Source organism: Brevundimonas sp. 01N35 (assembly GCF_056399785.1).
In genome coordinates this window covers 154,630-168,108 of the sequence record NZ_JBFTRZ010000008.1, presented here as the reverse complement: position 1 = coordinate 168,108, position 13,479 = coordinate 154,630, and the positions used below count along the sequence as shown (strand labels likewise).

Here is a 13,479-nt window from a genome sequence, read left to right as displayed (position 1 = left end):
AACAAACCTTTCCGAAATTTAATACGCCGATCCGGTCCTGCGCGCCGGTCGGCGCGAGAATTTATGCTGCGGCGCACCCATACGAATGGTCACAAAATGCGTCATGAATACAATTCATCGCAGCTTCATGCTGATGATCAGCATTTTACAGCCTAGCTAAGAAAAATATTTGCACATCGTCCCCATGTTTCGCTTAATGAGCAGATGCAAAAAGGCGGACGATCCAACCCTGGCGGTTTCCTGATTGAACAGCGGCGGCTTGAAAAACAGCCGGCTGAACTGCGCGTAGGCACCTTCACGGAGATCACGCTCAAACCGACCGCCGACGGCGGCGCAGCCCAGGCGGCGCGCTGCACCGACTGCGGCGTCCCCTTCTGCCAGAACGCCTGCCCGCTTCAGAACTCCATCCCCGACTGGCTGGCCCTGTCGGCCGACGGCGACCTGCACGAGGCCTGGCGCGTCGCAGCATCCACCTCGACCATGCCCGAAATCTGCGGCCGCATCTGTCCGCAGGACCGGCTGTGCGAAGGCGCCTGCACCCTGCAGCAATCGGGCTGGGACGGCGTCACCATCGGCTCGGTCGAGGCCTGGCTCGGCGACACCGCCTTCCACAACGGTTGGGTCGAGCCCATCCGCCCCCTGGCCGAGCGCGGCCAGAGCGTCGCCATCGTCGGCGCCGGTCCCGCCGGCATGGCCGCCGCCGACCGCCTGCGCAGCGAAGGCTACGCCGTCACTGTCTATGACCGCCACGACCGCGCCGGCGGCCTGCTGACCTACGGCATCCCCGGCTTCAAGCTGGAGAAGCGCATCGTTCAGCGCCGCGTCGACCGCCTGATCGAGGGCGGGGTCCAGTTCATGCTCAACACCGCAGTCGGCGTCGACGTGATAATGGACGAACTGCGGTCGCGCCATGACGCGGTGCTGCTGGCCATGGGCGTCTATCAGGCCCGCGTCCTGAGCGTGCCGGGACGCGGACCTGATGACACCGTCGCCGCGCTCGCCTTCCTGATCGCCCAGAACCGCGTCGACTGCGGCGACGCCGTTGATACGTCCGCCCCCCACGCGGCCGGTCGCGACGTCGTCGTCGTCGGCGGCGGCGACACGGCCATGGACTGCGTCCGCACCGCCGTCCGTCAGGGGGCGAACAGCGTCGTCTGCCTCTATCGCCGCGACCGCGAGAACATGCCCGGCTCGGCCCGCGAGGTGCAGAACGCCGAGGAGGAAGGCGTACGCTTCGAATGGCTGGGCGCGCCCAAGGCCCTGATGTCCAAGGGCGAGGCTGTCGTCGCCGTCCGCGCCCAGCGCATGGCCCTGGCCGAGGCCGCCCCCGGCCAGCGTCGCGACATCGCTCCCGTCCCAGGCTCCGACTTCGACCTGCCCGCCGACCTGGTGATCGAGGCCCTGGGCTTCGAACCTGAAGCCTTCAGCGAACAACTCGACGCAGGTCTGGGCCTGACCAAGTGGAACACCCTGCAGGTGGCGCGCGGCGGTTTCGCCACCACCCTCCCCGGCGTGTTCGCCGCTGGGGACGCCGTGCGCGGCGCCTCCCTCGTCGTCTGGGCCGTGCGCGACGGCCAGGACGCCGCGGCCGAAATCGACCGCTACCTGCGCGCGCGCACCGAGGAGGCCGCCGCATGACCGACTGGCTGTCGCAATACGAAGAGAACCGCGACCGCCTGACCGCCGGCCACGCCTATGACCCGTCGTCGGAACGCGACGCCTGCGGCGTGGGTCTGGTCTGCGCCATCGACGGCAAGCCCCGGCGCGAGATCGTCGACATGGCCATCCAGTCGCTGAAGGCCGTGGCCCACCGCGGCGCGGTCGACGCCGACGGCCTGTCCGGCGACGGCGCCGGCATCATGATCGAACTGCCCCAGGCCTTCTTCGCGGCCCAGGTGCGCGCGGTCGGCCAGACCATGCGGTCCGGCCCCATCGCCGTCGGCCAGGTCTTCCTGCCGCGCACCGACCTGGGCGCCCAGGACCACGCCCGCGCCATCGTCGAGACCGAGGCCATCCGTTCGGGCTTCTACATCTACGGCTGGCGCCAGACGCCCATGGACCTGTCCGTGGTCGGCGTCCGCGCCGACGCCACCCGGCCCGAGATCGAGCAGATCATGCTGGCCGCGCCAGAGTCCCTCCAGAATGGAGGCATGGAGATCGAGGAACTGGAGCGCGAGCTCTTCCTGTGTCGCCGCCGCATCGAAAAGGCGGTGCAGGCGTCGGGCCTGAACGGCTTCTACCTCTGCTCCCTGTCGGCCCGCTCCATCGTCTACAAGGGCATGGTCCGCGCCGAGCTGCTGGGCCAGCTGTATCACGACCTGAACGACCCCACGGTCGTCGCCGGCTACGCCGTCTTCCACCAGCGCTACTCGACCAACACCTTCCCCGAATGGAAGCTCGCCCAGCCCTTCCGCATGCTGGCCCACAACGGCGAGATCAACACGCTTCAGGGCAACCTGAACTGGATGCGCAGCCACGAAATCCGCATGGCGGCCTCGGCCTTCGGCGACCGCGACCACGAGGTCAAGCCGGTGATCCAGCCGGGCGGTTCGGACTCGGCGGCGCTGGACAATGTCTTCGAGGTTCTGGTCCGCGCCGGGCGCCCCGCCCCCCTGGCCAAGGCCCTGCTGACGCCCGAGGCCTGGTCCTCGGACGACGTGGTGATGAAGCCCGAGCACCGCGCCCTCTACGCCTATTGCAACGCCGTGATGGAGCCGTGGGACGGCCCCGCCGCCCTGTGCGCCGTCGATGGCCGCTGGGTCGTGGCCGGCAAGGACCGCAACGGCCTGCGTCCCCTGCGCGCCGTCGAGACCGTGGACGGCCTGCTGCTGGCCGGTTCGGAGGCCGGTCTGGTCCCCCTGCCCGAGGGCCGGGTCAAGCGCCGCCTGCACATCGGCCCCGGCAAGCTGATCGCCGTCGATCTGAAGCACGGCCGCCTCTACGACGAGCATGAGGCCGTCGACGCGTTGGCCGCCGCCCAGCCCTATTCGGACTGGCTGGACAACATGGTCGACCTGGAGCCGATCATCGGCCCCGGACCGGAACCGCGCGCCGCTGTCGGCGAGGCCCTGATCCGCCGCCAGATCGCCGCCGGTTTCAGCCGCGAGGACCTGGACCTGCTGCTGGACGCCCTGGTCCGCGACGGCAAGGAGGCGGTCGGCTCCATGGGCGACGACGCCCCGCCCGCCGTCCTGTCCAGCCTGCCCCGCCCCCTGGCCCACTACTTCCGCCAGAACTTCAGCCAGGTCACCAACCCGCCCATCGACCCCCTGCGCGAAGCCGGGGCCATGAGCCTGAAGACCCGCTTCAAGAACCTGGGCAACATCCTGGCCCAGGACGAGGCCCAGACCGAGGTCTTCGTGCTGGATAGTCCGGTCCTGACCACCGGCATGTATCAGCGTCTGCTGGGCGTGGTCGCCGACGGCTCGACCACGGTGATCGACTGCACCTATCCGGTCCCGGCTGAAGGCGACCGCTCCGGCGCTGGCCTGCGTCAGGCCCTGGACCGCATCCGCGACGAGGCCGAGGCCGCCGCCCGCGAAGGCGCCACCCTGATCGTCCTGACCGACGAGCACGCCTCGGCCGAGCGTCTGGCCGCGCCGATGATCCTGGCCACCGCCGGGACCCACGGCCGCCTGATCGCGGCGGGCCTGCGCACCTATTGCTCGCTGGTCGTGCGGTCCGCCGAGACCCTGGACCCGCACGCCTTCGCCGTTCTGGTCGGGGTCGGGGCCACTGCCGTCAATCCGTGGCTGGCGCAGGAGCTGTTCCAGGAGCGGCTGGATCGCGGCGCCTATCCGGGCCTGACGCTTCACGACGCCTGCCTCAACTACAAGCACGGCATCGAGGCCGGCCTGCTGAAGGTGCTGGCGCGCAAGGGCATCAGCGTCATCTCCGCCTATCGCGGCGGCTGCGAGTTCGAGGTCCTGGGCCTGTCGCGGGCCCTGGCCGCCGAGTTCTTCCCCGGCGCCCCGTCGCGCATCTCCGGCATCGGTCTGGCCGGTCTGGAGCAGGCGGCGCTCAAGCGTCACACCGTGGCCTTCGGCGCGGCGGTCCCCTCCCCGTCGATGGGCGGCTTCTTCCGCATCCGTGCGGGCGGCGAGGCCCACGCCCACGACGCCAAAACCATCCACCTGCTGCAGGACGCGGTGAACCGCGGCAACTTCAAGCGCTTCAAGCAATATTCCGCCGCCGTGCGCGAGCAGGCCGATCTGGCCCTGCGCGACCTGCTGGACTTCAAGGAAGGCCTGACCCCGGTCCAGCTGCACGAGGTCGAAAGCGTCTCGGACATCCGCCGTCGCTTCCTGTCCCAGGCCATGTCCCTGGGCGCCCTGTCGCCTGAGGCCCATGAGACCCTGAACATCGCCATGAACCGGATGGGCGCGCGCGCCGTCTCCGGCGAGGGCGGCGAGGACCCGGCGCGCTATGTCCCGCGTCCGAACGGCGACAACGCCAACTCGGCGGTCAAGCAGGTGGCCTCGGGCCGCTTCGGCGTCACCGCCGAATACCTGAACCAGTGCCGCGAGATCGAGATCAAGGTGGCGCAAGGCGCCAAGCCCGGCGAGGGCGGCCAGCTGCCCGGCTTCAAGGTCACCGAGTTCATCGGCCGGATGCGTCACGCCGTTCCCGGTACGACCCTGATCAGCCCGCCACCACACCACGACATCTATTCGATCGAGGATCTGGCCCAGCTGATCTACGACCTGAAGGCGATCAATCCTGACGCCAAGGTCACGGTCAAACTGGTCTCCGCCACCGGCATCGGCGCCATTGCGTCAGGGGTGGCCAAGGCCAAGGCCGACGCCATCCTGATCGCCGGCCACAACGGCGGCACGGGCGCCTCGCCCCAGACCTCGGTCAAGCACGCGGGCATGCCGTGGGAGATCGGCCTGGCCGAGGCGCATCAGGTCCTCAGCCTGAACCACCTGCGCTCCTCGGTCAGCCTGCGCGCCGACGGCGGCATCCGCACCGGTCGCGACGTGGTCATGGCCGCCCTGCTGGGGGCCGAGGAATACGGCATCGGCACCTCGGGCCTGATCGCCATGGGCTGTCTGATGGTGCGCCAGTGCCACTCCAACACCTGCCCCGTCGGCGTCTGCTCGCAGGATGAACGCCTGCGCGCCAAGTTCACCGGCACGCCGGAGAAAGTGGTCAACCTCTTCACCTTCATCGCCGAGGAGGTCCGCGAAATCCTGGCCTCCATCGGCGCCCGCACCATCGATGAAATTGTCGGCCGCACCGACCTGCTGCGCCAGACGCGGCGCGGCGGCTCGCATCTGGACGACCTCGATCTGAATCCCCTGCTGATGAAGGTCGACGTCGACCGTCCCGGCCGCTGGGCCGACAAGGCGCGCCGTCCGGTGCCGGACAGCATCGACGCCCAGGTGCTGAAGGACGCCGCCCCCTTCCTGGAATGCGGCCAGACGCTGGAACTGTCCTATCCGTTGAACAACACCCAGCGCACCGCCGGCGCCGGGGTCTCCTCGGCCATTGTCCGCCGCTTCGGCCCGGAGGGTCCGCAGGGCCGTCTGACGCTGAAGCTGGAAGGCATCGCCGGTCAGAGCTTCGGCGCCTTCGGGGCCAAGGGGCTGATCCTCGACGTCACCGGCGAGGTCAACGACTATGTCGGCAAGGGCCTGTCGGGGGCCGACATCCATGTCCGTCCCTATGAGTGGCGCGCCGACCAGCAGGTCTGCGGCAACACCACCCTCTATGGCGCCACCTCGGGCCGACTGTTCGTGGCGGGCGCGGCGGGCGAGCGCTTCGCGGTCCGCAACTCCGGCGCCGAGGCCGTGGTCGAGGGCCTGGGCGCGCACGGCTGCGAATACATGACCGGCGGTCGCGTCGTCGTCCTGGGCGCGGTCGGCTGGAACCTGGCGGCGGGCATGAGCGGCGGCGAGTTGTTCGTGCTGGACGTCGAGGGCCGCGCCGCCCAGGCGCTGAACGGCGACCTGGCCGGCATCGGTCGCATCGACGCCGAAGCCGAAGCCCGCCTGAAGGCCCTGATCGGAGCCCACGCCGCCGCCACCGCCTCGCCTCTGGCCCGCCGCATCCTCAGCGACTGGCCGACGTTCGCGCCCCGGTTCGTCCGCATCGCGCCGAAAACCGTTCTGGCCGCCGAGACCGCCGACACCGACGTCAGGCTGGCCCAACCGGCCTGACGTCGCCTTCCCTCCCGCCGCGCCTTCTCTCCCGGACCGCCACGGCCCCTAGAGCGGGAACGGCGGCGCGGGGGTGAAGCCTTCGTCGCCCAGCCGCGTTCAGGCTGGATGGCGGCACGCGGCGAACTCGACACCTATCAGGCCAAGCGGAATTTCGGCGCCACGCCGGAGCCCAAAGGCCGCAAGGCCAAGGCGCGCGCGACGGGCCTGCGCTATCTGATCCAGCGCCACGCCGCGTCGCGCCTGCACTATGACTTTCGCATCGAGCACGACGGGGTGCTCAAGTCCTGGGCCGTGACCAAGGCCCCGTCGCGCGACCCCCACGTCAAACGGCTGGCGGTCGAGGTCGAGGACCATCCCCTCGACTACGGCGGCTTCGAAGGGACCATCCCTGCCGGCAACTACGGCGCCGGCACGGTGCAGATGTGGGACGTCGGCGAGTGGACGCCCCAGGATGAAGACCTGGACGCCGCCTTCGCCAAGGGCGTCGTCAAACTGACCCTCGACGGCGAACGGCTGAAGGGCGGCTGGGCCCTGATCCGGCTCAAATCGGATCGCGGCAAACCCTCCAAACGACCCAACTGGCTGCTGGTCAAGGAGAAGGACGCCTATGCCGTCGAAGGCGAAGGCGACGCCCTGGCCGAGATCGACGCCTCGATCACCACCGGCCGCAGCCTGGCCGAGATCGCCGAAGGGAAGACGCAATGGACCTCGTCCAAGGCCACCGGCCGCAAGGCCCCGCCCCAGCCGAAGGCGAGCACGGCCCTGGCGTCGAAGGCCGGAAAGCCCCACTCCTTCGTACCGATCCAGTTCGCCAAGGTGGTCGATCACCCGCCGCCGGGTCCGGGCTGGGTGCATGAGATCAAGTTCGACGGCTATCGCATCCAGATCTCGGTCGGCGGCGGTCAGGCGGTGCTGCGCACCCGCAACGGCCTGGACTGGACCGACCGCTTTCCCGTGCTGGCGAAACAGGCGGCGACCTGGCCAGACGGCGTCCTCGACGGAGAGCTGTGCGCGCTGGACGCCGACCACATGCCCCATTTCTCGGCGCTGCAGGCCGCGATCTCGGAGGGAAAGACCGACGACCTGGTCTATTTCGCCTTCGATCTTCTGTTCGAGGGCGACGAGGACTTGAGGGGCAAGGCCCTGTCGCACCGCAAGGCGCGGCTGCAGGCCTATGTCGACCGGGTCGGCAAGGCCGGGCCGAGCCTGAGATACGTCGAGCATTTCGCCTCGTCCGGCGAGGCGGTGCTGCTGAGCGCCTGCAAGATGGATCTGGAAGGGGTCATCTCCAAGAAGCTCGACGCGCCCTACCGCGCGGGCCGCAGCGCGACCTGGCTGAAGTCGAAATGCCGGGGTCGGGACGAGGTGGTGATCGGCGGCTGGTCGTCCGAAGGCGGCGCCCGGCTGCGCTCTCTGCTGGTCGGGGTTCAGGCCGAGGGCGGGCTGCGCTACATGGGCCGGGTCGGCACGGGCTTCTCCGCCGTGCTGACCAAGACCCTGCTGCCGGCGCTGAAGGCGGCGGCGGCGACCACGAGCCCCTTCGCGGGCAAGGACGCGCCCGCGGGCGGCAAGGACATCCACTGGCTGACCCCGACCCTGGTGGCCGAGATCGAACACGCCGGGATGACCGAAAGCGGCTCGGTGCGGCAGGCGGCCTACAAGGGCCTGCGCGAGGACAAGCCGGCCGACGAGGTCACGGCCGAGCCCCAGCCGCCCGCCTCGGCGCCGGCGGCCCGGGGCGCGCCCGTGGCGCCGGGCGCCAAGGCCAGGCTGATCGTGGCGGGGGTGACCATTTCGAACCCCGACAAGGTGCTGTGGCCCGCCCATGACGGCGCGCCGCCGATCACCAAGAGCGAACTGGCGCACTACTATGAGATGGCCGCCGACCGCATCCTGCCCCACGTCGCGGACCGGCCGGTGTCGATCATCCGCGCGCCGAACGGGATCGAAGGCGAGCGCTTCTTCCAGCGTCACGCCATGCCGGGCCACAATCCGCGCCTGAAGCTGATCGACGTGAAGGAGCGCCAGCCCTACGTCGGCGTGACCGACGTCGGCGGCCTGGTGGCCATCGGCCAGTCCGGCGGACTGGAGCTGCACCCCTGGGGCTGCAAGCCGGGCGATCCGGAGACGCCCGACCAGATCACCTTCGACCTCGATCCGGACGAGGGGCTCGACTTCGACGACGTGGTCGCCGCCGCCACCCTGCTGAAGCCCCGGCTGGAGGCCCTGGGCCTGACGCCCTTCGTCAAGACCACCGGCGGCAAGGGCCTGCACGTCGTCGTCCCGATCAAGGCCGACGCCCGCAGCCGGGTCGACTGGGGTCAGGCCAAGGCCTTCGCCAAGGGCGTGTCCGAAGCGATGAAGGCCGACCATCCCGACCGCTTCACCACCACCCTGGCCAAGAAGGCGCGCGGCGGAAAGATCTTCCTCGACTATCTGCGCAACGATCGCATGGCCACCGCCGTCGCGCCCTGGTCGCCCCGAGCGCGACCGGGGGCGGGGATCGCCTTCCCCCTGTCGTGGGATCAGGTGGAGCCGGGGCTCGACCCTAGGGCCTTCACCCTGGCGACCGCCGCGGACCTGTTGAAACAGCCCGACCCGTGGGCGGATTTCCACAAGGCCGCCGCGGCGCTGAAGCCGGCCATGAAGCAACTGGGCCTCTAACGTCGAACGGCGGATCGGCCTATGGCTGGCTGGAAACGGAGACAAAGATCATGGCGGGCCTCAAGGACAAGCGCGGCTTCATCGACAAGGATCGGATCGACCTGTCCGAGCGTCAGGCCGTCGAATACTGGATGAAGCGCTGGGGCGTGACCCGCGACCAGATCACGGCCGCCCACCGCAAGGTCGGCCGCATGACCAAGGATATCGCCGCCGAACTGGGCAAGAAGCGCTGATCTCATCAATGCGCCAGGCCCTTCTGATCATCGACGTCCAGCCCAGCTTCAGCCCGCCGAAATGGCTGATCGAGGGGATCAACCGGCTGATCGGGACCATGCCCTCGGTCGCCACGGTCGAGCGCCACGACGAGGCTGTCACCCCCTTCCAGCGCCAGCTCGGCTGGGCCCCCGGCCCCGACGACGACAGCCTCATCAACGCCGACGTGATCCATGTGAAGCACGGCTATGCGCCGACGCCCGAGACGGTGGCGCATCTGAAGGCGCTGAACCCGGAGCGGGTGCTGGTCTGCGGCATCCAGACCGACACCTGCGTCCTGGCCGCCGGTTTCGCCCTGTTCGACGCGGGGCTGACCCCCACCCTGATCAGCGACCTGACCGTCGGCTCGTCGCTGGACCGGTCGGGCGAACTGGGCGCCCGGCTGTGGCGCCACCACTTCAGGCATGTGGTCAGCAGCCAGGATCTCTAGCCCGCCTTCTTCTTCGGCGGCGCCTTCTTCGCGGCCGGCTTGGCCGAGGTCGAGTTCGAGGGCGTCCCCTTCAGACTGGCCTTCAGCGCCGCCATCAGGTCGATGACGTTGGTGTCGTCCGGCTCGGGCGCGGCGACCACGCCCTTGCCGCCCTTGGCCTTGGCGGCGATCATCTCGCGCAGGGCCTCGTCGTAGCGGTCGTGGAAGCGGGTCGGATCGAAGCCCGCCTCCTTCTGGCCGATGATGCGGGCGGCGATCTCGACCATGTCGGGATCGGCCTTCACCTCAGGGATGTCGTCGAAGAAGTCGTCGGCGGCGCGCACCTCGTCGTGGGCGCGAAGGGTGTAGGCGACCAGCCCCCTGCCGTGGACCTCCAGCGCCAGTTGCCGCTCCTTGCCGCGCAGGACCAACTGGCCCAGGGCGACCTTGCCCGCCGCCTTCATCGCCTCGCGGATCACGGCGAAGGCTTCGACCCCGACGCCTTTTTCCGGCACGACATAGAAGGGATCGTCCCAGTACAGACGGTCGATATCCGCCTCGTCGACGAACTGGTCGATGGCGATGGTGCGCGTGCTTTCCAGCCTCACCTTGTCGAAGTCGGCCTCGTCGAACAGGACGTATTCGTCCTTCGACACCTCATAACCCTTGACCAGATCGGACCGCTCGACCGGCCCCGTGTCCGGGTCCGTCGTCACCATGCGGATGCGGTTGTTGGTGGCCGGATTGATCAGGTGAAAGCGCACGTCGCTGGCGCTGGTCGTGGCGGTGTAGAGGGCGACCGGACAGGTCACCAAAGACAGTTTCAGATGTCCCTGCCAGGTCGGTCGCGCGGCCATGACTTCGTCCTCCAGCCTGCAGAACGTCCGCCCCGCGGCTTCGTTCAGCCTCTATCGCTCGCCAAGGAACCGCGTAATCATCATCGCATGAGCTTCCTGCGCCGCCTGTTCCGCCTGCACTCCGCCCTCATGCTGGCGTTGATCGTGGTCGTGGCGGGCGTGCTGCTGTCGCCCGCGCGCTGGGACTGGCCGTTGCAGGTCGCCGCCGGCTGGGACGCCGGGGCTCTGGCCTTTCTGAGCCTGACCCTGCTCCGCATCAGACGCACTCGTTCGATCGAGGCCATCCGCGCCCGCGCCGCGCGGATGGATCAGGCGGGCGCCGCCGTCCTGCCGCTCAGCCTGCTGGCCGCCGCCGCCAGCGTGGCCGTGGTGGTGGTCGAGGCGACGGGCCGCTCGACGCATCCGTCGCTCAGCGCCGCCCTCTTCTCGATGTCGACCATCGTCGTGTCCTGGCTGTTCGTTCAGGTCATCTTCGCCCTGCATTACGCCCACGAATTCTACGGTCCGGCCGAGGCCGACCGCAGCGACCGGGGCGGGTTGATGTTCCCTGGCGACGAACTGCCCGACTACTGGGACTTCCTGCATTTCGCCCTCGTCATCGGCGTCGCCGCCCAGACCGCCGACATCCAAATCTCCGGCAAGCGCCAGCGTCGGATCGCCACCCTGCACAGCCTGATGGCCTTCCTGTTCAACACGGTGATCGTGGCCCTGGCGGTCAATCTGGCGGTCAACCTGCTCTAGAGCGAAATCGGTTTGGACGCGATCGCGTCCAAACTCAGATATTTGCTCCAGCATCATGCCTGGAGCTTGATTCACCCGACCCGGCTCTAGGGTTTCCGGCTCATCGCCTTGACTTGGCCGTTATTGAGGCCCATCTGCGCTGCATCGCACCATGCGATGGCCGGCTTCCTGCAACGCGTGTGGGTCTTCCTCTGCGAAGACCTGATTGCAGACGCAGCTGGCAAGACCTCAGAGTCATTACGTCGTCCGGACACGCGGGGCGGCGCCCCGATCCACCCCGACGGCTTCATTCCGAAGCTCTATCGGGATTGGCGAGGCGTCTCTCCTAGCGTGCGTCGAGTCGAGAAGGCGGAGCCTTCCGACCGCACGCATCAGGAATGCGCTTCGCCGCAAGCGAAAGACGCTCCGTGAGCAATATCACTTTTGAATCCATGGGCCTGAACAAGGCCCTCCTCCAGGCGCTGGCTTCGACCGGCTATGAAAAGCCGACGCCGATCCAGGCCAAGGCCATCCCTGACGTCATGCTGGGCAAGGACCTGCTGGGCATCGCCCAGACCGGCACCGGCAAGACCGCGGCCTTCGCCCTGCCGATCCTGCATCGCCTGGCCGAGAACCGCATCGCGCCCAAGCCGCGCACCACGCGCTGCCTGATCCTGTCGCCCACCCGTGAACTGGCCAGCCAGATCGCCGACAGCTTCAAGCAGTACGGCGCCCACCTGGGCTTCCGCGTCGCCGTCATCTTCGGCGGCGTGAAGTACGGCCCGCAGGAACGCGCGCTGCAACAGGGCCTCGACATCCTGGTCGCCGCCCCCGGCCGCCTGCTGGACCACCTGCAGCAGAAGACGCTGGACCTGTCGTCGACGGAAATCTTCGTCCTCGACGAAGCCGACCAGATGCTGGACCTCGGCTTCATCAAGCCCATCCGTCAGATCGTCAGCCGCATCCCGGCCAAGCGCCAGAACCTGTTCTTCTCGGCCACCATGCCGTCGGAGATCGGCAAGCTGGCCGGCGAGCTGCTGAAGGATCCGGTCAAGGTCCAGGTCACGCCTCAGGCCACCACGGTCGAGCGCATCAAGCAGTCGGTCGTCCACATCGAGCAAGGCCGCAAGCGCGCCCTGCTGACCGAACTCTTCTCTGACCCCGCCTATACGCGCTGCCTGGTCTTCACCAAGACCAAGCACGGCGCCGACAAGGTCGCGGCCTATCTGGAAGCCGGCGGCGTCGAAGCCGGCGCCATCCACGGCAACAAGAGCCAGTCGCAACGCGAACGCGCTCTGGAAGCCTTCAAACAGGGCAAGCTGCGCGTCCTGGTCGCCACCGACATCGCCGCCCGCGGCATCGACGTGGACAAGGTCACCCACGTGGTGAACTTCGAGCTGCCCTTCGTGCCGGAAGCCTACGTCCACCGCATCGGCCGTACGGCCCGCGCGGGCGCCGACGGCACGGCCATCAGCTTCGTCGCCGGCGACGAGATGAAGCTGCTCAAGGACATCGAAAAGGTCACGCGTCAGAAGATCCCGGCCATCGACCGCCGCAACGACAAGGCCCTGGGCATGCTCGACGCCTCGATCATGGCCGCCGGCGTCAAGCAGAAGGCCACCCTGCCCGACCGTGAAGAGCGCGGCGGACGTGGCGGCGGCGAAGGCCGTGGCCAGAACCGCAGCCGCAACCCGCGTCGCGACGGCGTCAAGCCGGAGGGCGGCGGTCAGCCGCATCGTCAGCGCAAGCCGGGACCGGGCCGCGACCGCACCCACCACGCCGAGCGTCCGGCCGCGACCTATGATCCGATGGCCGGCGAACGTCCGAAATCGTCGCCCCGCGCGGCGCCTTCGGCCGAGCCCAAGCCCGTCGGTGAAATGCCGCGTCGTCCGCGCAGCCGCCGCCCGTCGAACGGCGGCAAGGGCTACTCACAAAGCTGATCCCGCGGATCAGCGACAAGACTGAAGCGCCGGGCTCTCCTCGAGAGCCCGGCGTTTTTCATTTCGGCCGCCTTCGCTCTCTTTCCTCCCCACTCTGTGGGAAGGGGGACCGCGTAGCGGTGGAGGGGCCGCCCTCAACCGACGAGACGCCCCTCCGCCACGGCGCTATCGCGCCACCTCTCCACGGAATCGGACGAAAGCCCCGCCATCCCCTGCGAACCTCGCATCGCCCCTTCCACAAAAACAACGCCCTAGGCTCGTTCAGACCGCTTTGCTCGCCGAGGTCCATCTCGCGCCTAGACTTCGCGCATGACCGCCCAGACCTCCCGCCCCAGAGACTTCTCCGCCCAGGCCGGCCCTCCCGCCGCCCCGGATTGCACCAATTGCACTGTTTTTTTTGCGGCGCCGTGCAATCCCGCCCACGAAAAACGGCGGCTCCCGCGAGGAAGCCG

General features: G+C 68.7%; 8 protein-coding genes. 7 read left to right on the top strand and 1 reads right to left on the bottom strand.

Annotated features, from left to right (window positions below):
* Window positions 1-204: 204 nt before the first annotated feature.
* From AC1DJ5_RS10465 to AC1DJ5_RS10445, 5 genes are all read left to right on the top strand, one after another.
* The gene (locus tag AC1DJ5_RS10465) at window positions 205-1,638 is read left to right on the top strand and encodes an NAD(P)-dependent oxidoreductase (RefSeq protein ID WP_477020540.1); all 1,434 of its coding nucleotides are present in this window, start codon (window positions 205-207) and stop codon (window positions 1,636-1,638) included.
* Window positions 1,635-6,161: a glutamate synthase large subunit gene (gltB, locus tag AC1DJ5_RS10460; RefSeq protein WP_477020539.1), complete on the top strand. Its 4,527-nt coding sequence runs from the start codon at window positions 1,635-1,637 to the stop codon at window positions 6,159-6,161. Before AC1DJ5_RS10465 ends, gltB begins: the two co-directional genes overlap by 4 nt.
* A 108-nt stretch (window positions 6,162-6,269) precedes the next feature.
* On the top strand, window positions 6,270-8,828 hold the full coding sequence (gene ligD, locus AC1DJ5_RS10455; RefSeq protein WP_477020538.1) for a DNA ligase D: 2,559 nt from the start codon (window positions 6,270-6,272) through the stop codon (window positions 8,826-8,828).
* A 50-nt stretch (window positions 8,829-8,878) separates the two neighbouring features.
* Window positions 8,879-9,061 (top strand): DUF3606 domain-containing protein, encoded by a 183-nt coding sequence (locus AC1DJ5_RS10450; RefSeq protein WP_441455033.1) that lies wholly within the window; start codon window positions 8,879-8,881, stop codon window positions 9,059-9,061.
* An 8-nt stretch (window positions 9,062-9,069) separates the two neighbouring features.
* On the top strand, window positions 9,070-9,531 hold the full coding sequence (locus AC1DJ5_RS10445; RefSeq protein ID WP_477020537.1) for a cysteine hydrolase family protein: 462 nt from the start codon (window positions 9,070-9,072) through the stop codon (window positions 9,529-9,531).
* Here AC1DJ5_RS10445 and ku read toward each other — a convergent pair.
* Window positions 9,528-10,367, bottom strand: coding sequence for a non-homologous end joining protein Ku (gene ku, locus AC1DJ5_RS10440; protein WP_441455035.1), 840 nt, complete (start codon window positions 10,365-10,367; stop codon window positions 9,528-9,530). The two genes, AC1DJ5_RS10445 and ku, sit on opposite strands and share 4 nt — an antisense overlap.
* 87 nt (window positions 10,368-10,454) lie before the next feature.
* Here ku and AC1DJ5_RS10435 point away from each other — a divergent pair, with 87 nt between their 5' ends.
* Entirely contained in the window at window positions 10,455-11,108 is a 654-nt protein-coding gene (locus tag AC1DJ5_RS10435) for a DUF1345 domain-containing protein (RefSeq protein WP_441455036.1), read from the top strand.
* Window positions 11,109-11,539: 431 nt separating this feature from the next.
* On the top strand, window positions 11,540-13,027 hold the full coding sequence (locus AC1DJ5_RS10430) for a DEAD/DEAH box helicase (protein ID WP_477020555.1): 1,488 nt from the start codon (window positions 11,540-11,542) through the stop codon (window positions 13,025-13,027).
* The last annotated feature ends 452 nt before the right edge of the window (window positions 13,028-13,479 follow it).

What these genes read in the sequence shown, in the direction of transcription:
- ku (WP_441455035.1), bottom strand. Translation starts at nt 10,367, where the DNA reads ATGGCCGCGCGACCGACCTGGCAGGGACATCTGAAACTGTCTTTGGTG.
- AC1DJ5_RS10435 (WP_441455036.1), top strand. Translation starts at nt 10,455, where the DNA reads ATGAGCTTCCTGCGCCGCCTGTTCCGCCTGCACTCCGCCCTCATGCTG.
- AC1DJ5_RS10450 (WP_441455033.1), top strand. Translation starts at nt 8,879, where the DNA reads ATGGCGGGCCTCAAGGACAAGCGCGGCTTCATCGACAAGGATCGGATC.
- AC1DJ5_RS10445 (WP_477020537.1), top strand. Translation starts at nt 9,070, where the DNA reads ATGCGCCAGGCCCTTCTGATCATCGACGTCCAGCCCAGCTTCAGCCCG.
- AC1DJ5_RS10430 (WP_477020555.1), top strand. Translation starts at nt 11,540, where the DNA reads ATGGGCCTGAACAAGGCCCTCCTCCAGGCGCTGGCTTCGACCGGCTAT.
- AC1DJ5_RS10465 (WP_477020540.1), top strand. Translation starts at nt 205, where the DNA reads ATGCAAAAAGGCGGACGATCCAACCCTGGCGGTTTCCTGATTGAACAG.
- gltB (WP_477020539.1), top strand. Translation starts at nt 1,635, where the DNA reads ATGACCGACTGGCTGTCGCAATACGAAGAGAACCGCGACCGCCTGACC.
- ligD (WP_477020538.1), top strand. Translation starts at nt 6,270, where the DNA reads ATGGCGGCACGCGGCGAACTCGACACCTATCAGGCCAAGCGGAATTTC.